The sequence below is a fragment of the Burkholderia sp. Bp8963 genome (assembly GCF_003854275.1).
Classification (GTDB): domain Bacteria; phylum Pseudomonadota; class Gammaproteobacteria; order Burkholderiales; family Burkholderiaceae; genus Burkholderia.
The window spans coordinates 121,732-147,530 of record NZ_QTQP01000006.1 but is presented as its reverse complement, the minus strand read 5'-3'; the positions used below and the strand labels follow the sequence as shown (position 1 = coordinate 147,530).

General features: G+C 67.9%; 23 protein-coding genes. 15 read left to right on the top strand and 8 right to left on the bottom strand.

The genetic code is table 11. The features are described from left to right. Positions 1-117: 117 nt before the first annotated feature. The 5 genes from DID96_RS07430 to DID96_RS07410 form a co-directional block, all read right to left on the bottom strand. A complete protein-coding gene (locus DID96_RS07430; RefSeq protein WP_124598717.1) occupies positions 118-867 on the bottom strand; it encodes a glycine zipper 2TM domain-containing protein in 750 nt (249 codons plus the stop codon). A gap of 319 nt (positions 868-1,186) precedes the next feature. Next, positions 1,187-2,713 (bottom strand): lysine--tRNA ligase, encoded by a 1,527-nt coding sequence (gene lysS / locus DID96_RS07425; RefSeq protein WP_124598716.1) that lies wholly within the window; start codon positions 2,711-2,713, stop codon positions 1,187-1,189. An 82-nt stretch (positions 2,714-2,795) separates the two neighbouring features. After that, positions 2,796-3,900 (bottom strand): peptide chain release factor 2 gene (prfB, locus tag DID96_RS07420; protein WP_124598715.1). Its coding sequence is split into 2 segments (ribosomal slippage): positions 2,796-3,818 and positions 3,820-3,900, totalling 1,104 coding nucleotides; the frame shifts between segments, so codons are not numbered across the junction. Between the two features lie 166 nt (positions 3,901-4,066). Next, complete coding sequence (recJ, locus tag DID96_RS07415; protein WP_124598714.1) at positions 4,067-5,764, bottom strand: single-stranded-DNA-specific exonuclease RecJ; 1,698 nt, start codon at positions 5,762-5,764, stop codon at positions 4,067-4,069. Between the two features lie 11 nt (positions 5,765-5,775). Beyond that, on the bottom strand, positions 5,776-6,840 hold the full coding sequence (locus DID96_RS07410) for a regulator (RefSeq protein ID WP_124598713.1): 1,065 nt from the start codon (positions 6,838-6,840) through the stop codon (positions 5,776-5,778). A 149-nt stretch (positions 6,841-6,989) separates the two neighbouring features. Here DID96_RS07410 and DID96_RS07405 point away from each other — a divergent pair, with 149 nt between their 5' ends. The 9 genes from DID96_RS07405 to ftsB all read left to right on the top strand — a co-directional run bounded on the left by DID96_RS07405 (position 6,990) and on the right by ftsB (position 18,010). Then, positions 6,990-8,243 carry a lipoprotein-releasing ABC transporter permease subunit gene (locus tag DID96_RS07405; RefSeq protein WP_124598712.1) on the top strand — a complete coding sequence of 418 codons (1,254 nt, stop codon included), beginning with the start codon at positions 6,990-6,992 and terminating at the stop codon, positions 8,241-8,243. Beyond that, entirely contained in the window at positions 8,236-8,994 is a 759-nt protein-coding gene (gene lolD, locus DID96_RS07400) for a lipoprotein-releasing ABC transporter ATP-binding protein LolD (RefSeq protein WP_409333762.1), read from the top strand. The genes DID96_RS07405 and lolD overlap by 8 nt, the downstream gene beginning before the upstream one ends. A 79-nt stretch (positions 8,995-9,073) precedes the next feature. Continuing rightward, a complete protein-coding gene (locus DID96_RS07395) occupies positions 9,074-9,862 on the top strand; it encodes a TatD family hydrolase (protein WP_124598710.1) in 789 nt (262 codons plus the stop codon). Between the two features lie 57 nt (positions 9,863-9,919). After that, entirely contained in the window at positions 9,920-12,421 is a 2,502-nt protein-coding gene (locus DID96_RS07390) for a DNA internalization-related competence protein ComEC/Rec2 (protein ID WP_124598709.1), read from the top strand. A 92-nt stretch (positions 12,422-12,513) separates the two neighbouring features. After that, positions 12,514-13,344: an alpha/beta fold hydrolase gene (locus DID96_RS07385; RefSeq protein WP_124598771.1), complete on the top strand. Its 831-nt coding sequence runs from the start codon at positions 12,514-12,516 to the stop codon at positions 13,342-13,344. A gap of 257 nt (positions 13,345-13,601) precedes the next feature. Then, a complete protein-coding gene (locus DID96_RS07380) occupies positions 13,602-15,263 on the top strand; it encodes a CTP synthase (protein WP_124598708.1) in 1,662 nt (553 codons plus the stop codon). Then, positions 15,260-16,114 carry a 3-deoxy-8-phosphooctulonate synthase gene (gene kdsA / locus DID96_RS07375; RefSeq protein ID WP_124598707.1) on the top strand — a complete coding sequence of 285 codons (855 nt, stop codon included), beginning with the start codon at positions 15,260-15,262 and terminating at the stop codon, positions 16,112-16,114. Before DID96_RS07380 ends, kdsA begins: the two co-directional genes overlap by 4 nt. 104 nt (positions 16,115-16,218) lie before the next feature. Continuing rightward, positions 16,219-17,502, top strand: a complete 1,284-nt coding sequence (gene eno, locus DID96_RS07370) for a phosphopyruvate hydratase (RefSeq protein WP_017331789.1) — start codon at positions 16,219-16,221, stop codon at positions 17,500-17,502. 82 nt (positions 17,503-17,584) lie between these two features. Further along, positions 17,585-18,010 carry a cell division protein FtsB gene (ftsB, locus tag DID96_RS07365; RefSeq protein ID WP_124598706.1) on the top strand — a complete coding sequence of 142 codons (426 nt, stop codon included), beginning with the start codon at positions 17,585-17,587 and terminating at the stop codon, positions 18,008-18,010. 88 nt (positions 18,011-18,098) lie between these two features. On the opposite strand, the gene DID96_RS07360 is transcribed toward ftsB, so the two are convergent. From DID96_RS07360 to DID96_RS07350, 3 genes are all read right to left on the bottom strand, one after another. Beyond that, positions 18,099-18,449 (bottom strand): hypothetical protein, encoded by a 351-nt coding sequence (locus DID96_RS07360; RefSeq protein ID WP_124598705.1) that lies wholly within the window; start codon positions 18,447-18,449, stop codon positions 18,099-18,101. 122 nt (positions 18,450-18,571) lie between these two features. Further along, on the bottom strand, positions 18,572-19,522 hold the full coding sequence (gene hslO / locus DID96_RS07355) for an Hsp33 family molecular chaperone HslO (protein WP_124598704.1): 951 nt from the start codon (positions 19,520-19,522) through the stop codon (positions 18,572-18,574). A 25-nt stretch (positions 19,523-19,547) separates the two neighbouring features. Further along, positions 19,548-20,072 (bottom strand): gamma carbonic anhydrase family protein, encoded by a 525-nt coding sequence (locus DID96_RS07350; protein WP_124598703.1) that lies wholly within the window; start codon positions 20,070-20,072, stop codon positions 19,548-19,550. A gap of 247 nt (positions 20,073-20,319) precedes the next feature. Here DID96_RS07350 and DID96_RS07345 point away from each other — a divergent pair, with 247 nt between their 5' ends. The 6 genes from DID96_RS07345 to DID96_RS07320 all read left to right on the top strand — a co-directional run bounded on the left by DID96_RS07345 (position 20,320) and on the right by DID96_RS07320 (position 25,796). Continuing rightward, the gene (locus tag DID96_RS07345) at positions 20,320-21,183 is read left to right on the top strand and encodes a ferritin-like domain-containing protein (protein ID WP_124598770.1); all 864 of its coding nucleotides are present in this window, start codon (positions 20,320-20,322) and stop codon (positions 21,181-21,183) included. A 126-nt stretch (positions 21,184-21,309) separates the two neighbouring features. Further along, positions 21,310-22,200, top strand: coding sequence for an alpha/beta fold hydrolase (locus DID96_RS07340; RefSeq protein WP_124598702.1), 891 nt, complete (start codon positions 21,310-21,312; stop codon positions 22,198-22,200). 125 nt (positions 22,201-22,325) lie between these two features. Beyond that, positions 22,326-23,156 (top strand): 3',5'-nucleoside bisphosphate phosphatase, encoded by an 831-nt coding sequence (locus DID96_RS07335; RefSeq protein ID WP_185732192.1) that lies wholly within the window; start codon positions 22,326-22,328, stop codon positions 23,154-23,156. A gap of 83 nt (positions 23,157-23,239) precedes the next feature. Beyond that, the gene (locus tag DID96_RS07330) at positions 23,240-23,872 is read left to right on the top strand and encodes an L-threonylcarbamoyladenylate synthase (RefSeq protein ID WP_124598700.1); all 633 of its coding nucleotides are present in this window, start codon (positions 23,240-23,242) and stop codon (positions 23,870-23,872) included. A 50-nt stretch (positions 23,873-23,922) separates the two neighbouring features. Beyond that, positions 23,923-24,585: a site-2 protease family protein gene (locus tag DID96_RS07325; protein WP_124598699.1), complete on the top strand. Its 663-nt coding sequence runs from the start codon at positions 23,923-23,925 to the stop codon at positions 24,583-24,585. 8 nt (positions 24,586-24,593) lie between these two features. Continuing rightward, positions 24,594-25,796 (top strand): tryptophan--tRNA ligase, encoded by a 1,203-nt coding sequence (locus tag DID96_RS07320; RefSeq protein ID WP_124598698.1) that lies wholly within the window; start codon positions 24,594-24,596, stop codon positions 25,794-25,796. Positions 25,797-25,799 lie beyond the last annotated feature (3 nt).

Genomic DNA, 25,799 nt, shown 5'->3' with positions numbered 1-25,799 from the left:
CGTGTGCGATTCCCGTCCCCGGCAACGGAAAACGGCTCGTGAGCAATCACGAGCCGTTTTCCGTTGTTGCGTCAGGCTGCCCGCGCATCGCACGCGGGCAGCCGGGCGGTCATGTGGTCATGCGCCGACCAGCGTCCCGTTCTCGATCCGCACGCGCTGGCCCTGGCCGAACGGCGGCGGGTTGTGGTACGTGAACGTGCGCGTCGTGCCGTTTTCCATCTGCACTTGCACCTGGTAGTCGGTTTCCGCCCGCACCTGCTTCTCGACCTGGTTGCCGGCAAGGCCGCCGCCCAGCGCGCCGAGCAGCGTCATGGCGGTCCGGCCGTTGCCGCGACCGAACTGGTTGCCGAGCAGGCCGCCTGCCGCGGCGCCGCCGACCGCGCCGATACCCGAGCTCTGGCCAGGCGTGCGCGTCTGGTTGACCGCAACGACCGTACCGCAGGTCTGGCAGTACGACGTGGATGGCTGCGAAGGCTGCGAATAGCTGCCGCCTTGCTGCGCGTACTGAGGCGGTTGCGGGGCCGTCGACGCGTGGTGGCGATGGTGCACCGGCGCCGGGCGCGGTGCGGGTTGCGGCTGGGCCTGGGCGACCGGCGCCTGCTGTTGCGGAGCTTGCTCGGCCGCGAGCTGCTGCGCTTGCGCGGCACGTACCGCGCTGCCCGCCGCTGCCGTGTCGACCGCCGGTTGCGACGCGATCAGCGCGGCCTGAGTCTGGCCGTTCTGCTCATTGTTGCCGGTAGCCTTCGGGATCAGGCCGGTGATGGCTGCAGTCGCCGCGAGGCTCGCGACGATGACAGCGCCCGCCGCGGTGGCGACGAGCGGGTGGAGGCGTTGCTTTTGCGGCGTGGTCTGGTTCTGGTTGTCCATTTTTTGCTCTCCTGTCGACCCGGGCTGACGCTTCAGCGCCGATTCGGGTCACTTGCAAAGCTGGCGCACGCGATCGTGCGTTTATTTTGCAAAAGGAGTGTCGTCCAGACGCGAGCACCGCGCCGTATCAAGTTGTAACGATTCGCAGTGGAAAATTTCCCGGCAACGCAGGGAAAACCCGCGGAGGGCTGGTGCGACGAGGAGATAAAACGGGGGCGGATCATTTGCCGGCGGGCGCCGACAGGCGGGATTTACGCGCGGTTACAAAGCCGAGGCCTGCGCGCCGCAGAGTGCGGCGCGCAGGAGCCAAGGCCGGCGGTCAGTCTTCGCGGCGCAGGTGCGGGAACAGCAGCACGTCGCGAATCGTCGGGCTGTCGGTCAGCAGCATCACGAGACGGTCGATGCCGATCCCGCAGCCGCCCGTCGGAGGCATCCCGTATTCGAGCGCGCGGATGTAGTCGGCGTCGAAGAACATCGCTTCCTCGTCGCCGGCGTCCTTCTGCTCGACCTGCTTCTTGAAGCGTGCCGCCTGGTCTTCCGGATCGTTCAGCTCCGAGAAGCCGTTCGCGATCTCGCGGCCCGTCATGAACAGCTCGAAGCGCTCGGTGATGTCCGGCACCGTGTCCGACGCGCGCGCGAGCGGCGATACTTCGACCGGGTAGTCGATGATGTAGGTCGGCTCCCACAGCTGCGCTTCGGCGGTTTCCTCGAACAGCGCGAGCTGCAGCGCGCCGAGGCCCGCGTTCAGGAACGCCGGCTGCGTGACGTCGACGCCGAGGCGCTTCAGTTCGCTGCGCAGGTACGCATCGTCCGTCAACTGGCCGTCGGTGTATTGCGGTGCGTACTTCTGGATCGCCTGCGTGATCGTCAGGCGATGGAACGGCTTCGCGAGGTCGAGCTCGCGACCCTGGTACTGGATCGTCGCGGTGCCGAGTGCGTCGATCGCCGCCTGGCGGATCAGCTGCTCGGTGAAGTCCATCAGCCAGCGGTAGTCGGTGTACGCGGCGTAGAACTCCATCATCGTGAATTCCGGATTGTGGCGCGGCGACACGCCCTCGTTACGGAAATTCCGGTTGATCTCGAACACGCGCTCGAAGCCGCCGACGATCAGCCGCTTCAGGTACAGCTCCGGCGCAATGCGCAGGAACATCTGCATGTCGAGCGCGTTGTGGTGCGTGACGAACGGCTTCGCGGCCGCGCCGCCCGGGATCGGGTGCAGCATCGGCGTCTCGACTTCCATGAACTCGGCCGAATCCATGAACTTGCGGATCGACGCGATCGTCTTGGTGCGCGCGCGGAAGGTGTCACGCGTTTCCGGCGTGACGATCAGGTCGACGTAGCGCTGGCGGTAGCGCATTTCCTGGTCGGCGAGGCCGTGGAACTTGTCCGGCAGCGGGCGCAGCGCCTTCGACAGCAGGCGCAGCTCCTTGCACTGGACCGACAGCTCGCCCTTGTTGGTGCGGAACAGCACGCCGCGCGCGGCGACGATATCGCCGAGGTCCCACTTCTTGAACGCGTCGTAGGTCTGCGCGCCGACATCGTTCGGCGTCACGAAGAACTGGATCTGACCCGAACCGTCCTGCACCGTCGCGAAGCTGGCCTTGCCCATCACGCGCTTGAGCATCATGCGGCCTGCGATCGCGACCTCGAACGGGTTCGCTTCGAGCGCCGCCTTGTCCGAATCGGCGAATTTCGCCTGCAGGTCGGCCGCGTGATGCGTCGGCTGGAAATCGTTCGGGTAGGCGACGCCTTGCTCGCGCAATGCGCGCAGCTTCTCGCGGCGTTCGGCGATGATCTGGTTTTCGTCCGCCGCGACGGCGGGCTGCGTTTGGGTCGATTCGTTCATGATGGTCGGGATTCGGGGTGGGTGCGGCAACGCAAACGGGGAGGGCAAGGGGGCGCGACCTGGACCGGCCGCGCCGCGGCGCTTACACGCCCTGTTTGAGGCTCGCGCTGATGAAGTCGTCGAGATCGCCGTCGAGCACCGCTTTCGTGTTGCTCATTTCGACGTTCGTGCGCAGGTCCTTCACGCGGCTCTGGTCGAGCACGTACGAGCGGATCTGGTGACCCCAGCCCACATCGGTCTTGCTCGACTCGAGCTTGTCCTGCTCGGCCTGGCGCTTGCGCATCTCGGCTTCGTACAGGCGCGACTTCAGCATCGCCATCGCTTCCGCGCGGTTGCGGTGCTGCGAGCGGTCGTTCTGGCACTGCACGACGATGCCGGTCGGCATGTGCGTGATCCGCACCGCCGAGTCGGTCTTGTTGATGTGCTGGCCGCCCGCGCCCGATGCGCGGTACGTGTCGATGCGCAGGTCGGCCGGGTTGACCTCGACTTCGATCGAGTCGTCGATTTCCGGATACACGAACACCGACGAGAACGACGTGTGGCGGCCGCCCGACGAGTCGAACGGCGACTTGCGCACGAGGCGGTGGATGCCCGTTTCGGTGCGCAGGAAGCCGTATGCGTATTCGCCCGAGACCTTGATCGTCGCGTTCTTGATGCCGGCGACGTCGCCGTCGGATTCTTCGAGCACCTCGGCCTTGAAGCCCTTGCGTTCGCAATAGCGCAGGTACTGGCGCAGCAGCATCGACGCCCAGTCGCACGCTTCGGTGCCGCCGGCGCCGGCCTGGATGTCGATGAAGCAGTTGTTCGGGTCGGCCGGGTTCGAGAACATCCGGCGGAATTCGATGTCGCCGACGCGCGCTGCAAGCTTCGCGGCGTCTTCCTCGGATGCGACGAGGGTGTCCTCGTCGTCTTCCTCGCGTGCCATCTCGAACAGGTCGAGCGCATCGCGCAGGTCGCTATCGAGCACCGTCAGCGTCGTGACGACGCCTTCGAGCAGCTTCTTCTCGCGGCCGAGTGCCTGGGCGTTCTTCGAATCGTTCCAGACGTTCGGGTCTTCGAGTTCCTTGTTGACTTCGGTCAGACGCGCAGCTTTGGCGTCGTAGTCAAAGATACCCCCGAAGCTCGCCCGCGCGGTTGCGCAGGTCGAGCAGGGAGCTTTCGATCGCGTTGAGACGTTCCGCTTCCATGATCGTTTCGCTTTTCGTGCTTCGTAAAAAAGCGGAATTATAGCCGATCGGGGCGGCGTCCCGGTGGCGCCGGCAGGGGGCGACGCTCGTCCGCGCCCCGCCGGACGAGGCGGTGCGGTGCGGTGCGTGGTCCCGGGCGCGCTCAAGTGCGAGCTCCGGTGCCGGATCAGGCGCTCGCGTGCTCGACGATCAGCTGCACGCGCGTGACGCCGTTCCACGTGTCGGCGACGAGGCGATACGCGAGGAACGCGCTTGCCGGCAGCGGCTCCGTGTGGTTGAACCAGATCGCATTGAAGCGCTGGCGGCCGCGCGCGAGCTGCAGCTTCAGGTGCTTGTCCTTCACGAGGGACTGCGACACGACGTCGAATTCGCCCGAGAACAGCGGGGCCGGAAAGCCCTGGCCCCAGACGGCCTCGTCGAGCAGCCCGACGAACTGCGGCGTGAAGTACGCGTCCTCGAGCTCGCCGTCGGTCTCGATCACGCGGGCGAGCGCGTCGTCCGACAGCCATTCGCGTGCGACCGCCTCGAACGCGGCCGCGAAGCGCGGCACGTTCCCGGTGTCGAGCGTGATGCCGGCCGCCATCGCGTGGCCGCCGAAGGCGACGATCAGGTCCGGTTCGCGCTTCGACACGAGATCGAGCGCGTCGCGCAGGTGGAAACCGGGGATCGATCGCCCGGAGCCCTTGACGCGCGCGCCTTGCTCGTCCGCATGCGCGAACGTGAACGACGGCCGGTGAAATTTCTCCTTCAGGCGCCCGGCGACGATGCCGATCACGCCCTGATGCCATTCGGGATTGAACAGGGTGATCGTGCACGCGTCGGCCGGATCGACGTGTGCGAGATCGGCGAGCGCCTGCTGCTGCATCCCGGCCTCGATTTCGCGGCGTTCGCGGTTCATCGTGTCGAGCTGTTGCGCGAGCTCCCACGCACGGCCGACGTCGTCGGTGATCAGGCACTCGATCCCGAGCGACATGTCGGACAGCCGTCCGGCGGCGTTCAGCCGCGGACCGAGTCCGAAGCCGAGGTCGAAGCCCGACGCGGTGCGGGCCTCGCGGGCGGCCGCGCGGAACAGTGCGGCGATGCCCGGCTGCATCCGGCCGTTGCGGATCCGTTGCAGCCCCTGCGCGACGAGCACGCGGTTGTTGCCGTCGAGCCGCACGACGTCGGCGACGGTGCCGAGCGCGACGAGGTCGAGCAGGCCGTCGAGGCGCGGCTCGGCCTCCTTGCTGGCGAACGCGCCGCGGCGGCGCAGCTCGGCGCGCAGCGCGAGCAGCACGTAGAACATCACGCCGACGCCGGCGATGTGCTTGCTCGGGAACCCGCAGCCCGGCTGGTTCGGGTTGACGATCGCGCGCGCGGCGGGCAGTGCGTCGCCGGGCAGGTGATGGTCGGTCACGAGCACGTCGATGCCGCGCGCGTTTGCGGCTTCGACGCCCGCGACGCTCGCGATGCCGTTGTCGACGGTGATCAGCAGGTCGGGCTTGCGCGCGGCCGCGAGTTCCACGATTTCGGGCGTGAGGCCGTAGCCGTACTCGAAGCGGTTCGGCACCAGGTAGTCGATTTGCGCGCCGAACATCCGCAGCCCGCGCACCGCGACCGCGCAGGCGGTCGCGCCGTCGCAGTCGTAGTCGGCGACGACGAGCAGGCGGCGCCGGTCGGCGATCGCGTCGGCGAGCAGCGCGGCGGCGTCGGCGCAGCCCTTCAGTTCGGTGGGCGGAACGAGGCGCGCGAGCGCGGTCTCGATGTCGGACGGGGATTGCACGCCGCGCGCGGCATACAGGCGCGCGAGCACGGGGTGCAGGCCGTGGCGCGCGAGCGCTTCGGCGTCGGCGGGCGCGACGGAACGGGTAACGATGCGGGTCATGCTGGGTCGTTTTATTCGAACAGGGAGGCAAGCGCGCGGCGGCGCCAGAACTTGCGCAGGTCGCCGCGCGTCGCGCGCAGGGTCGCGGAGCTGGTGTCGCCGCACAGCGTGACGTCGACGCTCGCCAGTTCGCCGCGCTGCAGCGCGGCGAGGGCGGGCGCGAACCAGTCGCGTTCCAGCGCGGCGAGCGTGTCGTGCCAGCGCGCCCAGTCCTGTTCGATGAATGGGGTCGTGAGCGCCGACAGTTCGACGAGCGTCGCGCCGTCGGCGGCGGCGAGCTGGTCGAACGCGGCGGGCGGAGTGCCGGCGGCGGCCCGCGCGGCGTGCGCGAGGCCGAGTGCCGCGGGCGACGCCGACAGCACGCGCGCGAACGGCTGGCCGACGGGCTTCAGCGCGCCCTGCGCGTGAAACCAGATCGAGTTGACGGCGGGCAGGCCGCGGGCCTCGCGCGCTTCGTTGACGGGATGCTGGAACCATGCCATCTGCACTTCGTTCTGCAGCTTCATCCACATCCGCGAGCGTTCGCCCGTGTGCGCCTCGTGCGGCAGCCAGATCTCGATGTTGCGGCCGCTCGCGCGCAACGGTGCGGCGCCGGCCAGGTTGCGAAGCTGCTCGCTCGACAGGTACCAGCGGCTCGGCCGCGGGGCTTCGAGCCGCACGCCGAGTTCCTCGATCAGCGGGCGCGCGACGGCGAGCAGCGCGGCCGCGTCGCCGTCTTCGAGCGCCAGTGCGGCCGGATCGACGAGCACGAGATGGTCGTGCGCGATCTCGACATGCACGGGTTCGACGCAGGCCCAGGCCTGGTCGCCCGGGTCGCCGCCGTCGGCGAGCAGCATGTAGGGCGCGAGCGGCGCCTCGTCGGCGGCATTACCCTGGGCCGCGCCGAACTGGCGGGCGAGCCAGCGCTCGTGCGGCAGCGTGCGCTGGAAGTCCTCGCCGGCCACCCGCTCGACGAGGCTGGCGCGCGACAGCAACTTTTCGAGCGCAGGACTGTCCAGCGTGTGCAGGGACGAGGCCGCATCGGCCGCCGACGGCAGCGCGAACGGAACGAGAAAATGGAGGCGTCGGTCGTGCATGATGCTGCGCATTGTATGGCAAACTGCGCGCGTATTCGGGCGGGCCTGCGGCCCGCTCGCGCCCGGCGGCCGGTTTTGTCCCCGCCCGGGCGGGCGGCGACCGGACTCGCGGGCCGCCACCCATGCCGCAACCAGCAGAAAGGATTCGCTTGAAACTTCCGTACGAATGGCAAATCGGCTGGCGCTATACGCGCGCCGGCAAACGCACGACCGGCAACGGCTTCATTTCGTTCATCGCGCTCGTGTCGATGCTCGGCATCGCGCTCGGCGTCGCGGCGCTGATCGTCGTGCTGTCGGTGATGAACGGCTTCCAGAAGGAGGTGCGCGACCGCATGCTGTCGGTGCTCGCGCACGTCGAGGTGTTCTCGCCGACGGGCTCGATGCCCGACTGGCAACTGACCGCGCAGGAGGTGCGCCGCAACCCGTCGGTGACCGGCGCCGCGCCATATGTCGACGCGCAGGCGCTGCTCACGCGCCAGGACGCGGTGAGCGGCGTGATGCTGCGCGGCGTCGAGCCGACGCTCGAGCCGCAGGTGTCGGATATCGGCAAGGACATGAAGGCCGGCCAGCTGACGGCGCTCGTGCCGGGCCAGTTCGGCATCGTGCTCGGCGACGCGCTCGCCGGCAATCTGGGCGTGACGGTCGGCGACAAGGTCACGCTGGTCGCGCCGGAAGGCACGATCACGCCGGCCGGCATGATGCCGCGCCTGAAGCAGTTCACGGTTGTCGGCGTGTTCGAGTCCGGCCACTACGAATACGACAGCACGCTCGCGATGGTCAACATTCAGGATGCCGAGGCGCTGTTCCGGCTGCCCGCGCCGACCGGCGTGCGGCTGCGGGTGCAGGACATGCAGAAGGCGCCCGAGGTGGCCGTCGAGCTGTCGCATTCGCTGTCGGGCAGCCTGTACATCCGCGACTGGACGCAGCAGAACAAGACCTGGTTCTCGGCCGTGCAGATCGAGAAGCGGATGATGTTCATCATCCTCACGCTGATCATCGCGGTGGCGGCGTTCAACCTCGTGTCGTCGCTCGTGATGACCGTCACCAACAAGCAGGCCGACATCGCGATCCTGCGCACGCTCGGCGCGCAGCCGGGCTCGATCATGAAGATCTTCGTCGTGCAGGGCGTGACGATCGGCTTCGTCGGCACCGCGACGGGCGTTGCGCTCGGCTGCCTGATCGCGTGGAGCATTCCGTGGCTGATCCCGATGATCGAGCATCTGTTCGGCGTGCAGTTCCTGCCGCCGTCGGTGTACTTCATCAGCGAACTGCCGTCCGAACTCGTCGCGAGCGACGTGATCAAGATCGGCCTCATTGCGTTCGCACTGTCGGCGGTCGCGACGCTCTATCCGAGCTGGCGCGGCGCGAAGGTGAAACCGGCGGAGGCATTGCGCTATGAATGACCGCGCGACCGCATTCGCGGACTCACGACAACCCATCAAACAGGATTCGGCAGGTATGCAGGAATACGTGCTTCAGGCGCGCGGCATTACGAAGGCATTCGTGCAGGGCGGCTTCAACGTGCAGGTGCTCAACAACACCGAGCTGTCGGTGCGGCGCGGCGAGAAGCTGGCGGTCGTCGGCGCATCGGGTTCCGGCAAGAGCACGCTGCTGCACGTGCTGGGCGGTCTCGACGAGCCGAGCGCGGGCGAGGTGTCGCTGCTCGGCAAGCCGTTCACGCAGCTCGCCGAGCGCGAGCGCAACGACCTGCGCAATCGCGCGCTCGGCTTCGTCTATCAGTTCCACCACCTGCTGCCCGAGTTCACCGCGCTCGACAACGTCGCGATGCCGCTGCGCATTCGCCGGATGACGGCCGAGGCTGCGCGCGAAGAGGCGCATGCGATGCTCGCGCGCGTCGGGCTCGGCCCGCGCGCGAAGCACCGCCCGGGCGAGCTGTCGGGCGGCGAGCGGCAACGCGTCGCGATCGCGCGCGCGCTCGTGACGAAGCCGGCGTGCGTGCTCGCCGACGAGCCGACCGGCAACCTCGACGGCACGACCGCCGACACGGTGTTCAACCTGATGCTCGAGCTGTCGGAAACGCTGAACACGAGCTTCGTGATCGTTACGCACGATCCGGATCTCGCCGCGCGCTGCGACCGCATCATGCGCCTGCGCGACGGGCTGCTGCACGAAGAGCCGGCCGTACCGGTCTGAAATTCTCATCCGCGCCCCGCGCGCCGGCAGCCTTTGCATCGGGTGCCGCAGCGGGCGGGGCGGCCCGGCGAGGTCTGATATGTGGATCGACACGCATTGCCATCTCGATGCCGCCGAGTTCGATGCCGATCGGGACGCGGTCGCCCAAGCGGCACGCGACGCCGGCGTGGCGCGCGTCGTGATTCCGAGCGTCGGGCGCGACAACTTCGCGACAGTGCGCGAGCTCGCACACCGCACGCCGGGCGCCGTCTACGCGCTCGGCATCCATCCGATGTATACGCCGCATGCGCGCGACGGCGATCTCGACCTGCTGCGCATGGAAATCGAGGCGAGCGTCGACGATCCGCGCTTCGTCGCGATCGGCGAGATCGGCCTCGACTATTTCGTGCCGGGGCTCGACGAGGACCGGCAGCAGTTCTTCTACCAGGGCCAGTTGAAGCTCGCGCGCGAGTTCGACTTGCCGGTGCTGTGCCATGTCCGCAAGTCGCAGGACCGCGTGCTCGCGGGGCTGCGGCGCTTCGGCGTGCGGCGCGGGATCGCGCATGCGTTCAACGGCAGCTTCCAGCAGGCGCAAGCGTATCTAGCGCAGGGCCTCCATCTCGGCTTCGGCGGCAACGTGACGTTCACGCGCGCATTGCAGATCCGCCGGCTCGCGACGCAACTGCCCGTCGACGCGCTCGTCGTCGAAACGGATGCGCCCGACATCGCGCCCGAGTGGGCGTACAAATCACGCAACACGCCCGATCAGGTGCCCCGCATCGGCGATGTGCTCGCCGAGCTGCGCGGCGTCGATGCGGCCACGCTGGCCCTATGCACTTCGGCTAACGCGCGTGCCGCGCTGCCTCGTCTCGCGCTTTCGTCCGCATAATCGTTTCCGGACGGCTCGGCGGCAGCAAGCGCTGCGCCAGGTTTGCGGGGAGGCGGGATGCGTGTGTGGTGGGTGGCATTCGCGCTCGGCGTCGTCGTGCTGCAGCGGCAGGCGGCGTTGCCCGGCGCGGCGGGATGGTTCGGTGGCGCCGCGGCGCTGGCGGTGCTCGCGACGGCTTGCATCGCGTGCGTGCGATGTCGGCCGCGGACGCGGGCGAGCGTCGCACTCGGCTGGGCGTTGTGTGCGGCCGCGGCCGGTGTGGCGGGATTCGGGTATGCGGCCGCGCGGGCCGAATGGCGGCTGCGCGATCACCTGCCTGCCGCATCGGAGGGGCGCGAGATGACGGTCACGGGCGTGATCAGGGGGCTGCCGGTGGTCGACGACACGGGCGCCCGGTTCCTGTTCGCGGTCGAGTCGAACGACGCGGGCCTCGCCGATTTCCCGCCGCTGATCCGCCTTTCATGGCGCACTTACGGTGGCCGAGGCGGCCGAGGCGACCGAGGCGACCATACGGCAGCGGCGGCGATTCCCGACCTGCGCGCCGCGCAGCGCTGGCGCCTGACGGTGCGCCTGAAACGGCCTCACGGCGAAGCGAATCCCGGGGTGCGCGACAGCGAGGCGGCGTGGCTCGGCGCGGGGATTCGCGCGCTCGGCTACGTGAGCGCGCCGCAGCGGGCGGTGCTGCTCGATGCGCGCTCGCGCGGCGTGCAGGCGTCGATTGACCGCGTGCGCGATGCGCTGCGGGAGCGCATCGCCGCGACGCTCGGGACGCATGCGCAGCACCGCGGCATCGTGACCGCGCTTGCGATCGGCGACCAGTCCGGCATCGGCGCCGACGACTGGCGCGTGTTGCGCGACACCGGCACCAGCCATCTCGTCGCGATCTCGGGCCTGCACGTCGGCCTGGTCGGCGGGATCGCCGGCTGGCTCGCGTCGGCGGTCTGGCGTCGCATCCGCTGGCGGCGTCGGGCGGCCGTGCTCGTCGTGCCGGCGCCATGTGTCGCTGCGGTGGCGGCATTGGCAGGGGCGTTGGGCTACGCGGCGCTTGCCGGCTTCAACGTACCGGCGCAGCGCGCATGGTGGATGATCGCGGCGGGCGGCGTCGCGTATCTGGCGGGGCGCAGCGTGCCGGCTTCATCGGTGCTGTGCGTGGCGCTCGGCGGCGTGCTGCTGGCCGATCCGTGGGCCGTGCTGTCGGCCGGTTTCTGGCTGTCGTTCGGCGCGGTGGCCGTGATCCTGCTGGCCGTCGCGGGCTGGCGCGCGGTGCGCGAAGCACGCGCCGACCCGGCGGACGACGGGATCTGCGAGCGGCTGTGCACGTGGTTCTCGCGCACAGCCCGCCGCCTGGCGGACGCGTCGCGGGTGCAGTACGCGGTCACGATCGGGCTCGCGCCGCTGACGGCGGCATGGTTTGCGCAGATCTCCGTATCGGGGCCGCTCGCCAACGCGTTCGCGATTCCGTGGGTCAGCAGCGTCGTCACGCCCGTCGTGCTGGCCGGCATCGTGCTGCCCGCGCCGCTCGATGTTCACGCGTTCCGGCTCGCGCATGCGTTGCTCGAGCCGATGATGTCGGCGCTCGCGTGGCTCGCAGACTGGCCGCGCAGCGTGTTCTGGCTGCCGATGCCGGGTTGGCCGGTGCTGGTGCTCGCGTGCGTCGGTGTGGTCTGGGTGCTGCTGCCGCGCGGCTGGCCGTTGCGCTGGGCGGCGCCGCTCACCTGGCTGCCGCTCGTCGCGCCGGCGCCCGATCGGCCGCCGGAGGGCGGCTTCCGGCTGACCGTGCTCGACGTCGGGCAGGGTGCCGCGGTGCTGATCGAGACCGCGCGGCGGACGCTGCTGTTCGACGCCGGGCCGGGCGCGGAATCGACTCATGCCGGCGAACGGATCGTCGCACCGTTCCTGCGCGCCCGCGGCATCCGGACGCTCGACGCGCTCGCGCTCAGTCATGCGGACGCCGATCATGCGGGCGGGGCCGGCGCGGTCTATGCGGCCGTCGACGTGCGTCAGCTGCTGGCCGGAATACCGGCCGAGAGCCGGCTGTGGCGCGACGCGCAGGCAGCCGGTGTGGCGGATCGCGTGCCGTGTGCGGCCGGGCAGCGCTGGACCTGGGACGCGGTGACCTTCACGATGCTGTGGCCGCGCGGCGGTCCCGGCGCCGGCGCGACGAACGGGCAGTCGTGCGTGCTGCGCGTCGACGCGGGCGGCACGTCGGCGCTGCTGACGGGGGACATCGACGCGCGCGTCGAGCGCGCGCTCGTCGCTGCGGATCGCGACGCGCTCGCCGCGCAGATCCTGATCGTCCCGCATCACGGCAGCCGCACGTCGTCGATCGAGCCTTTCCTCGATTCGGTGGGGCCGCGCGTCGCGGCTTTTCCTGTAGGCTATCGCAATCGATTCGGGCATCCGCACCGGACCGTCCTCGCGCGCTACGCGGCGCGCGGCATTCCGCTGCCGCGCACCGATCACGATGGCGCCGTACGGTTCGACGTCGCGCCGGCGGACGGCGGATTCGCGCTCGAACGTCATCGCGATGCGCAGCACCGCTACTGGATGGACCGCTGACGGATCGCGCGGGAGATCGCTTTGCGTGGACCGGAGCAACTGACGAGGCGCCGGCCCCGGTCGACATCCGATCGCACAGGAGACACGTGCTTTTGAAGGACATCCTGCATTTTTCGCATGCGAACGGCTTTCCGGCATCGACGTACCGGACGATCTTCGCCGAGCTTGCCGACGACTACGAGCTGCGCTACATCGAACGGATCGGGCACGACCGCCGCTATCCCGTCACGCGCGACTGGCCGCATCTCGTCGAGCAACTGCTCGACGATATCGGCAGCCGCTACGAGCGGCCGGTGTGGCTCGTCGGCCATTCGCTCGGCGGCTACCTGTCGCTGATGGCCGCGCTGAAGAAGCCGCAGTGGGTGCGCGGCGTCGTGATGCTGGATTCGCCGATCATCGCCGGCTGGCGCAGCAGCGCATTGCGCGCGAGCCAGTGGGCGGGGCTCGACGAGCGGCTGTCGCCGGCCGCGGCGACGCGCAACCGCCGCACGCATTGGGCGAGCCGCGACGATGTGTGGCGCCACTTCCACGAAAAACCGGCGTTCGCGCGCTGGGACGAACGGATGCTGGCCGACTACATCGACTACGGGATACCGCCGGCGGCGTCCGATGGCGCGCGCTCGCTCGCGTTCGACCGGCAGGTCGAATACCTGATCTACCGGACGCTGCCGCACACGCTCGGCCCGCGGCTCGCGCACGGCGCGCCGGTGCCGCTCGGCTTCCTGGCCGGCACGCGTTCGCGCGAAGTGCGCCAGGTCGGCCTCGATGCAACGCGGCGGGCGACGCGCGGGCGCATCGAGTGGCTCGAGGGCAGCCACCTGTTCCCGATGGAGCGGCCGCTCGAGACGGCCCGCGCGGTGCAGCGGATGCTGAATGCGCTGCGCGCGGAGGAGAGCGTCGCGCCGCTCGCGAAGAGCGCCTGAAGCGCGGATCGCAACGGCACGCGGGTCATCGGCGGCAGCGCGTCGTTCCGCGCGGCCGCGTGCGCCGGTGTATGGTGAGATCGGCGCGAGATTGGTGCGAGATTGGCACGGCAGGGCACGATCCGACCGGACCGCCGGTCGCCGTCCGTCTGGCGCGGTGCGCGGGCGGCGGGTGGAAAGGGCACGATCATCGCGCCAATTGCTGAGAGAAGCGCGGGCTTTACGGTATAATCCGTTTTTCCCGCGAGCATCCAGCGATGACCAAATATGTTTTCGTCACCGGCGGCGTAGTTTCTTCCCTCGGCAAGGGTATTGCCGCCGCCTCCCTCGCCGCGATCCTCGAATCGCGCGGTCTGAAAGTCACCCTCCTCAAGCTTGATCCTTACATCAACGTCGACCCCGGCACGATGAGCCCGTTCCAGCACGGCGAAGTGTTCGTGACGGAAGACGGCGCGGAGACGGACCTCGACCTCGGCCACTATGAGCGCTTCATCAGCACGAAGATGCGCAAGGCCAACAACTTCACGACCGGCCAGATCTACGAATCGGTGATCCGCAAGGAACGCCGCGGCGACTATCTCGGCAAGACCGTGCAGGTGATTCCGCACATCACGAACGAGATCCAGGCGTTCATCGAGCGCGGCGCGGCATCCGCCACCTGCGGCGAGCCGGACGTCGCGATCGTCGAGATCGGCGGCACGGTCGGCGACATCGAGTCGCTGCCGTTCCTCGAGGCCGTGCGTCAGATGAGCCTGCGCCTCGGCCGCAACAGCGCGTGCTTCGTGCACCTGACGCTCGTGCCGTACGTCGCGACGGCCGGCGAGCTGAAGACGAAGCCGACCCAGCACAGCGTGCAGAAGCTGCGCGAGATCGGCATCCTGCCGCACGTGCTGCTGTGCCGCGCGGATCGCCGGATTCCGGACGACGAATCGAAGAAGATCTCGATGTTCTCGAACGTGCCCGAAGACGCCGTGATCTCGGTGTGGGACGCCGACAGCATCTACACGATCCCGCAGATGCTGCACGACCAGGGCCTCGACCGGATCATCTGCGAAGAGCTGAAGCTGTCGCCGAAGGATGCCGACCTCTCGATGTGGTCCGAGCTCGTCGAGAAGCTGGAGCACCCGAAGCACGAAGTGACGATCGGCATGGTCGGCAAGTACGTCGACCTGACCGAGTCGTACAAGTCGCTGATCGAAGCGCTGCGCCATGCGTCGATCCACACGTCGACGAAGGTCAACATCGAGTACATCGACTCGGAAGAGATCGAGGCGAACGGCGTCGACAGCCTGAAGCACCTGGATGCGGTGCTCGTTCCGGGCGGTTTCGGCCGTCGCGGCACGGAAGGCAAGATCGCGGCGATCCGCTATGCACGCGAAGCAAAGGTGCCGTACCTCGGCATCTGCCTCGGCATGCAGCTCGCGGTGATCGAGTTCGCGCGCGACGTCGTCGGCCTGAAGCAGGCGAACAGCACCGAATTCGACCAGGAGACGCCGGAACGCGTCGTTGCGCTGATCACAGAGTGGTACGACCGCGAAGGCAAGGTCGAGAAGCGCACCGAGGAGTCCGATCTCGGCGGCACGATGCGTCTCGGCTCGCAGCGCTGCCCGATCAAGCCCGGCACGCTCGCGGAAGAGATCTACGGCAAGGACGTGAACGAACGTCACCGCCACCGTTATGAAGTCAATAACCGCTTCGTGCCCCAGCTCGAAAGCGGCGGCCTTATCATCAGCGCGCGTACCCCGAGCGAGGACCTGCCGGAAATGATGGAGCTGCCGCGCTCGATGCACCCGTGGTTCGTCGGCGTGCAGTTCCACCCGGAATTCACGTCCACGCCGCGTGACGGTCATCCCCTGTTCAAGTCGTTCGTCGAAGCCGCGCTGGTCAGCCAGCAGGCGCGCGCCGGAGTGAAAGCATGAAGTTGTGCGATTTCGAGGTCGGTCTCGACAAGCCGTTCTTCCTGATTGCGGGCACCTGTGTCGTCGAATCCGAACAGATGACGATCGACACGGCCGGCCGCCTGAAGGAAATCTGCGAGAAGCTGAACGTCCCGTTCATCTACAAGTCGTCCTATGACAAGGCGAACCGCAGCTCGGGCAAGTCGTTCCGCGGCCTCGGAATGGACGAGGGGCTGCGCATCCTGTCGGAAGTGAAGCGCCAGCTCGGCCTGCCGGTGCTGACCGACGTGCACTCGATCGACGAGATCGAACCCGTCGCGTCGGTCGTCGACGTGCTGCAGACGCCCGCGTTCCTGTGCCGCCAGACCGACTTCATCCACGCGTGCGCGCGCTCGGGCAAGCCCGTCAACATCAAGAAGGGCCAGTTCCTCGCGCCGCACGACATGAAGAACGTGATCGACAAGGCGCGTGAAGCGGCCCGCGAAGCGGGGCTGTCGGAAGACCGTTTCATGGCGTGCGAGCGCGGCGTCTCGTTCGGCTACAACAACCTCGTGTCGGACATGCGTTCGCTCGCGATCATGCGCGAGACGGGCGCCCCCGTCGTGTTCGATGCGACCCACTCGGTGCAGCTGCCGGGCGGGCAGGGCACGAGCTCGGGCGGCCAGCGCGAATTCGTGCCGGTGCTCGCGCGCGCGGCGGTCGCCACGGGCGTCGCGGGCCTCTTCATGGAGACGCACCCGAAGCCGGCCGAAGCGAAATCGGACGGCCCGAACGCGGTGCCGCTGAACCGGATGGGCGCGTTGCTGGAGACGCTCGTCACGCTGGACCAGGCCGTGAAGCGCAGCCCGTTCCTGGAAAACGATTTCAACTAAGAACGTATGAACCTGCGGCGGCTTCGCGCGTCTGTAGCGAAAGCGGCTTTCGCGCGTGCGCCGTCGCAGTATGAAGAATCCATCGTCATTCTCAGAGGAAACCCATGAGTGCAATCGTAGATATCATCGGCCGCGAGATTCTGGATTCGCGCGGCAACCCCACCGTCGAATGCGACGTGCTGCTCGAATCGGGCACGATGGGCCGCGCGGCGGTGCCGTCGGGCGCGTCCACCGGCTCGCGTGAAGCGATCGAACTGCGCGACGGCGAAGCCGGTCGCTACAACGGCAAGGGCGTGCTGAAGGCGGTCGAGCACATCAACACCGAAATCTCCGAAGCCATCATGGGCCTCGACGCGTCGGAACAGGCGTTCCTCGACAAGACGCTGCTCGAGCTGGACGGCACCGACAACAAGTCGCGCCTCGGCGCGAACGCGATGCTGGCCGTGTCGATGGCCGTCGCGAAGGCCGCGGCTGAAGAAGCCGGCCTGCCGCTGTATCGCTACTTCGGCGGCTCGGGCGCGATGCAGCTGCCGGTGCCGATGATGAACATCGTCAACGGCGGCGCGCACGCGAACAACAGCCTCGACATCCAGGAATTCATGATCGTCCCGGTCAGCCAGCCGACGTTCCGTGAAGCCCTGCGTTGCGGCGCGGAAGTGTTCCACGCGCTGAAGAAGATCCTGTCGGACCGCGGCATGAGCACGGCAGTCGGCGACGAAGGCGGCTTCGCGCCGAACTTCGGCAGCAACGACGAGTGCCTGTCGACGATCCTGCAGGCAATCGAAAAGGCCGGCTATCGTGCGGGCGAAGACGTGCTGCTCGCGCTCGACTGCGCGGCGTCCGAGTTCTACCACGACGGCAAGTACCAGCTCGCGGGCGAAGGCCTGCAGCTGTCGTCGGCCGAGTTCACCGACTACCTCGCGACGCTCGCCGACAAGTTCCCGATCGTGTCGATCGAGGACGGCATGCACGAAGGCGACTGGGCCGGCTGGAAGCTGCTGACCGAGCGTCTCGGCAAGAAGGTGCAGCTGGTCGGCGACGACCTGTTCGTCACCAACACGCGCATCCTGAAGGAAGGCATCGAGAAGGGCATCGCGAACTCGATCCTCATCAAGATCAACCAGATCGGCACGCTGACCGAAACGTTCGCGGCGATCGAGATGGCGAAGCGCGCCGGCTACACGGCCGTGATCTCGCACCGTTCGGGCGAAACGGAAGATTCGACGATTGCGGATATCGCAGTCGGCCTGAACGCCGGCCAGATCAAGACGGGTTCGCTGTCGCGCAGCGACCGCATCTCGAAGTACAACCAGCTGCTGCGCATCGAGGAAGATCTCGGCGACATCGCAAGCTACCCGGGCAAGTCGGCGTTCTATAACCTGCGCTAACGCGCTACCATCCGGCTAGTCCCCAAACGACGCCGCTCTGCGTGATGCGTGGAGCGGCGCTTCTTATATCTGCGTTTCGTACATGCGCCTTGTCACTGTCGTCCTGATTGCCTTGCTGGCGCTTATTCAGTTTCCCCTCTGGTGGGGGCATGGCGGCTGGTTGCGGGTGCACGAATTGCGTCAGCAGCTTGACGGCCAACTGCAGAAAAACGCCGACGAGAAGCTGCGCAACGAGCGGATCGCCGGCGAAGTGCAGGATCTGCAGAGCGGTACCGCTGCGATCGAGGAGCGTGCACGCTACGAGATGGGGATGGTGAAGGACGGCGAAGTGTTCGTGCAGTTCGTGTCGCCGAACGCGCCCGCCACGCCGGCCAGCAATATGTCGCCGAACACGTCGACGCGTGGCGAAGTCTCGGCTTCGCCGGTGCGCGTCGTGCCGAACCCGCAGTCGATCGCGAAGCCGTCGCGGCATCACGGCGGCGAGAAAGGCAAGGCGGCTCACCACTGATTGCAGCAAGTGAACGCCCATTGAAGAAGCGCGGGAAATACCGCGCTTTTTTATTTCCTGACGATCGGCAATCGAACGGGCCTGGCCGTTACCACCACCAGCCCGGATAGCCGTACGTGACGCCGGTTCCCCAACGGGGCCCCCAGCCGCCGCCGTAGTAGCCGCCATACACCGTGACCGGCGGCGGCGCGTAATACGACCATGCGCGCGCGGCGGCTTCCGCGGCCATCGCATCGTTCTGCTCGCGCAGTACCTGCTTGTCGATTTCGTCGTAGCGCTTGCGCTCCGCGGACGTCAGCGCATGCGGCTGGCCGCCGGCCGCGCCCGGCTCGGGCAGGCGGCTCAGGATCGTGGAGGATGGCTGCACTGCGCAGCCGGCGAGGGCGAGCGTGCCGGCCGCGGCGCCCGTCATGACGATGGTGCGTAACAGGTGGTTCATGTCCTTCTCCAGCGGGGCGGCGGCGACCGAAGAGGCTGGCGCCGAAGGTGTGGCCTTCGGCGCGCTGATGGTGCGCCCGACGCCCGTGCATCATTATGCGTCCGCACGCGAGCGTGCGGCGCTCAGTGACGCTGTTCCGATGCGGGCGCCACGCCGCTCGCATGCTCGGGCGCCGTGAACAGTTGCGCAACGTCGACGGGATCGAACTCGTAGCGCTGGTTGCAGAACTCGCAATGGATTTCGACGTGGCCGCGTTCGACGATCACGCCGTCGACTTCCTCCTGGCCAAGCATCTTCAGCATCGCGCCGACCTTCTCGCGCGAGCACGTGCACTGGAAGCGCGTGCCGGCCGGTTCGAAGTGCTGGACGTTCTCCTGCCAGAACAGCCGGCGGAACACGACTTCCGGCTCCACCTCGAGCAGCTCCTGCGCGGACAGCGTGCCGCCGAGCGTACACACGCGTTCCCACGTGTCCGCATCGGTTTGCGCGGCGCGCGGCACGATGCCGCCGTCGCCGGGCAGCTTCTGCAGCAGCATGCCGACCGCGCGATCGCGATCGGCGGCGAGCCACAGGCGCGTGTCGAGCTGCTCCGAATGGTGCATGTAATGCTCGAGCACCTGCGACACCGATTCCAGCGGCCCGTGTTCGCCGTTCAGCGGCACGATGCCCTGGTACGGCTGCTGGCCCGGCTGCTTGTTGGCCGGATCGAGCGTGATCACGCAGCGGCCGTGACCGCTCGCGTTGACGAGCTCCGCGAAGCGCGTGTCGTCGCCGATCGTCTGCGCGACGTCGCCCGAGAATTTCGCGGTTGCGCGCATCGACAGGTCCGAGCCGCATTGCACGACCAGCATCTTCACGGGCCCGTCGCCGAAGATCTGCATGACGAGGGTGCCGTTGAATTTCAGGTTCGCCGACAGCAGCGCGCATGCGGCCATCATCTCGCCGAGCACCGTGCGGACAGGGGCCGGGTAATCGCGGCGGGTCAGTACTTCCTGCCAGGTGTTGCGCAACGAAACGATCTCGCCGCGCACGGGCGCCGCGTTGAACATGAATTTCTGTAACTGGTCGCTCACTCTTCTTCCTTGAAAATCGCGCGGATCAGCCGATCCGCACGAGTTGCTCCTTGAAATGCGCACGCCGCTCGACATAGGTCTGCGCGTTCGCGCGCAGCCGTGCGACGTCTTCTGCCGACAGCTCACGCACCACTTTCGCCGGTGCGCCGAGAATCAGCGAATTGTCCGGGAACGTCTTGCCTTCCGTCACCACCGCGCCGGCACCGACCAGACAGTTGCGGCCGATCACCGCGCCATTCAAGACCACCGCCTGAATGCCGATCAGCGATCCTTCGCCGATCGTGCAGCCGTGCAGCATCGCCTGGTGTCCGATCGTCACGTTTTCCGCGATCGTCAGCGGGCAGCCGGGGTCGGTGTGCAGCACTGCGCCTTCCTGCACGTTGCTGCCCGCGCCAACCGTGATCGGTTCGTTGTCGCCGCGGATCGTCGCGCCGAACCACACGCTCGAATTTTCCTCGAGCACGACTTTGCCGATGATGGCCGCCGTATCGGCGACGAATACGCTTTCGTGAATGGTCGGGGTGGTGTCGCCCAGCTTGTAGATCGTCACATTGTCTCCTTGGTCGACCGATCCCGGCGCTTCAGCGCGTGGCTCGGTCCCATGCGTTGAGGTCGACCGGACCTGGCGTTTCAGCGCCTGGTTCGATCCCGTGCATTGCGGTGTCGTTCGACGGGCGCCGGTAAAATGGCGCGTTTCGCCCGGCGTTCGCCGCCGATGCACAGACGCGTATTGTAAACCGATGCGGGCGCTGGCTCCTGCCGCGCATTCCGTGGTGTCCCCCGTAGTGTCCCCGTTTATGAGCATGGTGTTTTCTTCCTCTCCCGATGTGTCGATCTGCGTGCGCCGTGCGGCGCTCGATGCGCTGCGCGAGCCCGAGCCGGCGGCCAAGGCCGCGCAGGTGCGCGCGCTTCATGACGCGCAGCGGGCAGGGCAGGCCGCGATCGACGCGGCGCTCGTCCTCGCCGAGCCCGCCGGCCTGCCCGGGCGCCCCGCGCGTCCCGCGCTGGTCGAGCCGCGCGAGCTCGAGCGGCGCAGCATGCGTTCGCCCGAGGGCCGCGCCGTGCTGCTGCACGCGCTCGCGCATATCGAATTCAACGCGATCAACCTGGCCCTCGACGCGGTGTGGCGCTTCACGGGCCAACCGGACGCGTTCTATGCGGACTGGCTGACGGTCGCGGCCGAGGAGGCGTATCACTTTTCGCTGCTGGCCGGCCGGCTCGGCGAGTTCGGGCATGCATACGGCGATTTCCCCGCGCACAACGGCCTGTGGGAGATGTGCGAGCGCACCGCGGGCGACGTGCTCGCGCGCATGGCGCTCGTGCCGCGCACGCTCGAGGCGCGCGGGCTCGATGCGGCGCCGCCGATCCGCGCGCGGCTCGCGCAGGCCGGCGATCACGCATCGGCGGCGATTCTCGACGTGATCCTGCGCGACGAGATCGGCCACGTCGCGATCGGCAACCGCTGGTTCCGCCATCTGTGCGACGAGGCGGGCCGAGATCCGGTGCCGGCCTACCGGCAACTGGCCGAACAGTATCGCGCTCCGCGTTTGCGCGGGCCGTTCAATTTCGATGCGCGCCGCAGCGCCGGCTTCGAACCGGCCGAACTGGACGCGCTGGCTGCGCAGGACGCTGCCGGCGACGGCGCTGCGCGACCGGCCTAGGGCTCGTTATTAGCGTGAACAGGCCCTAGAGAAGTGCCTCGATACGCGAGCCGATTGCCGGGGCATGCCCGCGCGGTGGACGCGGCATCGCTATAATCGAACGATCATTCTTTTTTGGCGGCTGCAATGACTGCGTCGAGTTCTGTTTCCGATTTCGTCACGGTGCGTGGCGTCAAGCTGCATGTGCGGCGCTGGGGCCGGCGGGACGCGCCGATCCTGTTCATGCTCCATGGCTGGATGGATGTCGCGGCGTCGTTCCAGTTCGTCGTCGACGCGCTCGCGGGCGACTGGCAGGTGATCGCGCCGGACGCGCGCGGTTTCGGCCTGTCCGACTGGCCGGTCGCGCGTCAAGGCGGCGGCAATTACTGGTTCCACGAATACCTCGGCGACCTCGATGCGCTGATCGACCACTATGCGCCGACTGGCGAGGTCAACCTGGTCGGGCACAGCATGGGGGCGAATGTCGTGTGCCTGTATGCGGGTGCGCGGCCGGAGCGCGTGCGGCGGGTCGTCGACCTCGAGGGCTTTGGCCTCGCGCCCGCGCGGGCCGAGCAGGCTCCGCGCCGGCTGCGCGCCTGGCTCGACGACTTGCGCGAGCCGCCGGCGCTGAAGCCCTATGCGTCGCTCGACGACGTGGCCGCCCGCCTGATCAAGACCAACCCGCGGCTCGATCCGCGCCGCGCGGCGTTCCTGGCCGCGCACTGGTCGAAGCGTGGCGACGACGGGCGCTTCCATCTGCTGGCGGATCCCGCGCACAAGATGATGGGGCCGTTGCTGTACCGGCTCGACGAGGTGATGGCGACCTGGTCGCAGGTGCGTGCGAAGGTGCTGCACGTCGAGGCGGTCAATTCGCCGACGCTCGCGTACCTGGCTGGCGACATCCCGGTGCCGGAATTCAAGGCGCGATTCAGCGCGTTCGCCGACTGGCGCGAGAAACTCGTCGAGGATGCCGGTCACATGGTTCACCACGACCAGCCGGAGCAGATCGCCGCGCTGATCGAGGCGTTCTGCGCGTAGCGCGCGGCGGGTATGTATGGGTGAGAGTGGTCGCGAGTGGTCGCGAGCCGCCGTCCGCGGTGGCCGGCGCTCGGCGGCGGAATGCCGCATTGCAGTAGAATGAAGCTTCATTTCCGATGCCGACAATGAACGCCGATCTCCACTGCCATTCGAATGTTTCCGACGGGTTACTGTCGCCCGTTGACGTTGCGCGCCGTGCCCATGCGGGCGGCGTCACCCTCTGGGCGCTCACCGATCACGACGAGGTGGGCGGCCAGGCGGCGGCACGCAGCGAGGCGGAAGCGCTCGGCATGCGCTACCTGAACGGCGTCGAGATTTCCGTGACCTGGGCATCGCGCACCGTGCACATCGTCGGCCTGAACATCGATCCGGAGAACCCGGCGCTCGTCGACGGCCTGTACCGCACGCGCCATGGCCGTGCGGCCCGCGCGCAGGCGATCGGCGCCCAGCTCGACAAGCTCGGTATTCCGGGCGCTTACGACGGCGCATTGAAATACGTGTCGAACCCCGACCTGATCTCGCGCACGCACTTCGCGCGCTTTCTCGTCGAGAGCGGCCATGCCGAATCGACGGCCGACGTGTTCGACCGCATCCTCGGCGACGGCAAGCCCGGCTTCGTCCCGCACCGCTGGGCGAAGCTGTCCGACGCGGTGCACTGGATCCGCGGTGCGGGCGGCGAGGCCGTGATCGCGCATCCGGGCCGCTATCGCTATACGCCGGTCGAGTTCGACGCATTTTTCGGCGAATTCATCGATTTCGGCGGGCGGGCGATCGAGGTGGTGACCGGCAGCCACACGCCGGACCAGTACCGCGAATATGCGGACGTCGCGCGCCGTTTCGGCTTCGAAGTGTCGGCCGGTTCCGATTTCCACGCGCCCGGTGAGGGCCGCATCGAGCTCGGCAGCTTGCCGCCGCTGCCGTCCGACCTGAAACCCGTCTGGGAACGCTGGCTCTGACGCCCCGCGGGCGCGAGCCGTGTGCGCCGCCGGTACGGCGTGCCTCCGTACACCCCACGTACACCCCATCTTGACCCGTCCCCATGTCCCAGTTCTTCAGGATTCATCCGGATGATCCGCAGCCGCGCCTGATCAAGCAGGCGGTTGAGATCGTCAACAAGGGCGGCGTGATCGCGATGCCGACCGATTCGAGCTATGCGCTCGCGTGCCACCTCGACGACAAGGACGCGGTCGAGCGCGTGCGCCGCATCCGCGGCCTCGACGAAAAACAGCACCTGTCGCTGCTGGTGCGCGACCTGTCGGAACTCGCGAACTTCGCGATGGTGGACAACCGGCAGTACCGGCTGATCAAGTCGGTGACGCCCGGCCCGTACGTGTTCATCCTGCAGGCGACGAAGGAAGTGCCGCGGCGGCTGTCGCACCCGTCGCGCAAGACGATCGGGCTGCGGGTGCCGGATCATGCGATCACGCTCGCGCTGCTGGAAACGCTCGGCCAGCCGCTGCTCGGCACGACGCTGATCCTGCCGCCGGAGACGGATCCGCTGAACGATCCGGAAGATATCCGTGCGCGCCTCGAAAAGCGGGTCGACCTCGTGATCGACGGCGGCGCGTGTCCGGCCGAATCGTCGACGGTGATCGACCTGACGGGCGACGAACCGCAGCTCGTGCGCGCCGGGCGCGGGCCGCTGGAGCCGTTCGGGCTGACGGCGGGCTGAGCCCGCATCGTTCCGATTCCGCACGATTGCGCTTGTTACAATAACGCGATATGGACGCTTCCCTGATACAGACCATCGCCGTCTACGCGCTGCCCGTGATCTTCGCGATCACGCTGCACGAGGCCGCTCACGGCTATGCCGCACGCCTGCTCGGCGACAACACTGCGTACATGATGGGGCGCGTGTCGTTCAACCCGATGCGCCACATCGACCCGATCGGCACGATCGCGATTCCGCTCGCGCTGTATTTCCTGACCGGCGGCTCGTTCCTGTTCGGTTATGCGAAGCCGGTGCCGGTCGCGTTCCGCAATCTGCGCGATCCGCGCTGGGGCAGCCTGTGGGTGTCGCTGGCCGGACCCGCCTGCAACTTCGTGCAGGCGCTCGTGTGGGGCGTATTCCGCATCGCGCTGCACGGCGCGGGCGTCGACGAGCCGTTCTTCCTGGGCATGGCGACGGCCGGCATCAGCGTGAACCTCGTGCTCGGCGTGCTGAACCTGTTTCCGCTGCCACCGCTCGACGGCGGCCGCATCCTGGCGGCGCTGCTGCCGCCGAAGCAGTCGATCGCGCTGTCGCGCATCGAGCCGTACGGTTTCATCATCGTCCTCGTGCTGGTCACGACGGGCGTGCTGACGAACTTCTGGCTGCGTCCGCTCGTGAACGTCGGTGTCGACGTCCTGAACGCCATCCTGTCTCCTTTCGCCTCGCTTTTCTAACGACAATCATGTTCCCAGATCGTATTTTCTCCGGCATGCGACCCACCGGGTCGCTGCACCTCGGCCACTACCACGGCGTGCTGAAAAACTGGGTGAAGCTGCAGTCCGAGTACCCGTGCTTCTTCTGCGTCGTCGACTGGCACGCGCTGACGACGCACTACGAAACGCCCGAGGTGATCGAGAAGAACGTGTGGGACGTGCTGATCGACTGGCTCGCGTCCGGCATCGATCCGGCGCAGGCGACCCTGTTCATCCAGAGCAAGGTGCCCGAGCACGCGGAACTCGCGCTGTTGCTCGGCATGAGCACGCCGCTCGGCTGGCTCGAACGCGTGCCGACCTACAAGGAGCAGATGGAGAAGCTGAAGGACAAGGATCTGTCGACCTACGGCTTCCTCGGCTATCCGGTGCTGATGGCGGCGGACATCCTGCTGTACCGCGGCTCGCTCGTGCCGGTCGGCGAGGACCAGGTGCCGCACGTCGAGATGACGCGCGAGATCGCGCGCCGCTTCAATTACCTGTATGGCCGCGAGCCTGGGTTCGAGGAGAAGGCGCTCGAAGCCGCGAAGAAGCTCGGCGGCAAGCGCGCGAAGCTTTACCACGAACTGCGCAACGCGTATCAGCAGGAAGGCGACGACGAGGCGCTCGAGCAGGCGCGTGCGATGCTGCAGGAATCGCAGAGCCTGTCGATGAGCGACCGCGAGCGTCTGTTCGGCTATCTCGAAGGCGCGCGCAAGATCATCCTCGTCGAGCCGCAGGCGCTGCTGACTGAAGCGTCGCGCATGCCGGGTCTCGACGGCCAGAAGATGTCGAAGTCGTACGGCAACACGATCGGACTGCGCGAGGACGCGGAGACGATCACGAAGAAGGTCCGCACGATGCCGACCGACCCCGCGCGCGTGCGCCGCACCGATCCGGGCGATCCGGACAAGTGCCCGGTGTGGCAGCTTCACCAGGTCTACACGGACGAGTCGACGCACGAGTGGGTGCAGAAGGGCTGCCGCTCGGCGGGCATTGGCTGCCTCGATTGCAAGCAGCCGGTGGTCGAAGGCATCCTGCGCGAACAGCAGCCGATGCTCGAGCGTGCGCAGAAGTACATGGACGATCCGTCGCTGCTGCGCGCAATCGTCGCCGACGGTTGCGACAAGGCGCGCAAGTACGCGACGGAGACGATGCGCGACGTGCGCGACGCGATGGGCCTGTCGTACACCTGAGCC

Bases quoted from the DNA above. Each gene is read 5' to 3' on its own strand.
- DID96_RS07430 (WP_124598717.1), bottom strand. From the start codon at position 867: ATGGACAACCAGAACCAGACCACGCCGCAAAAGCAACGCCTCCACCCG.
- lysS (WP_124598716.1), bottom strand. From the start codon at position 2,713: ATGAACGAATCGACCCAAACGCAGCCCGCCGTCGCGGCGGACGAAAAC.
- recJ (WP_124598714.1), bottom strand. From the start codon at position 5,764: ATGACCCGCATCGTTACCCGTTCCGTCGCGCCCGCCGACGCCGAAGCG.
- DID96_RS07410 (WP_124598713.1), bottom strand. From the start codon at position 6,840: ATGCACGACCGACGCCTCCATTTTCTCGTTCCGTTCGCGCTGCCGTCG.
- lolD (WP_409333762.1), top strand. From the start codon at position 8,236: ATGAATGACCGCGCGACCGCATTCGCGGACTCACGACAACCCATCAAA.
- DID96_RS07395 (WP_124598710.1), top strand. From the start codon at position 9,074: ATGTGGATCGACACGCATTGCCATCTCGATGCCGCCGAGTTCGATGCC.
- DID96_RS07390 (WP_124598709.1), top strand. From the start codon at position 9,920: ATGCGTGTGTGGTGGGTGGCATTCGCGCTCGGCGTCGTCGTGCTGCAG.
- DID96_RS07380 (WP_124598708.1), top strand. From the start codon at position 13,602: ATGACCAAATATGTTTTCGTCACCGGCGGCGTAGTTTCTTCCCTCGGC.
- kdsA (WP_124598707.1), top strand. From the start codon at position 15,260: ATGAAGTTGTGCGATTTCGAGGTCGGTCTCGACAAGCCGTTCTTCCTG.
- eno (WP_017331789.1), top strand. From the start codon at position 16,219: ATGAGTGCAATCGTAGATATCATCGGCCGCGAGATTCTGGATTCGCGC.
- ftsB (WP_124598706.1), top strand. From the start codon at position 17,585: ATGCGCCTTGTCACTGTCGTCCTGATTGCCTTGCTGGCGCTTATTCAG.
- DID96_RS07360 (WP_124598705.1), bottom strand. From the start codon at position 18,449: ATGAACCACCTGTTACGCACCATCGTCATGACGGGCGCCGCGGCCGGC.
- DID96_RS07345 (WP_124598770.1), top strand. From the start codon at position 20,320: ATGAGCATGGTGTTTTCTTCCTCTCCCGATGTGTCGATCTGCGTGCGC.
- DID96_RS07340 (WP_124598702.1), top strand. From the start codon at position 21,310: ATGACTGCGTCGAGTTCTGTTTCCGATTTCGTCACGGTGCGTGGCGTC.
- DID96_RS07335 (WP_185732192.1), top strand. From the start codon at position 22,326: ATGAACGCCGATCTCCACTGCCATTCGAATGTTTCCGACGGGTTACTG.
- DID96_RS07330 (WP_124598700.1), top strand. From the start codon at position 23,240: ATGTCCCAGTTCTTCAGGATTCATCCGGATGATCCGCAGCCGCGCCTG.
- DID96_RS07325 (WP_124598699.1), top strand. From the start codon at position 23,923: ATGGACGCTTCCCTGATACAGACCATCGCCGTCTACGCGCTGCCCGTG.
- DID96_RS07320 (WP_124598698.1), top strand. From the start codon at position 24,594: ATGTTCCCAGATCGTATTTTCTCCGGCATGCGACCCACCGGGTCGCTG.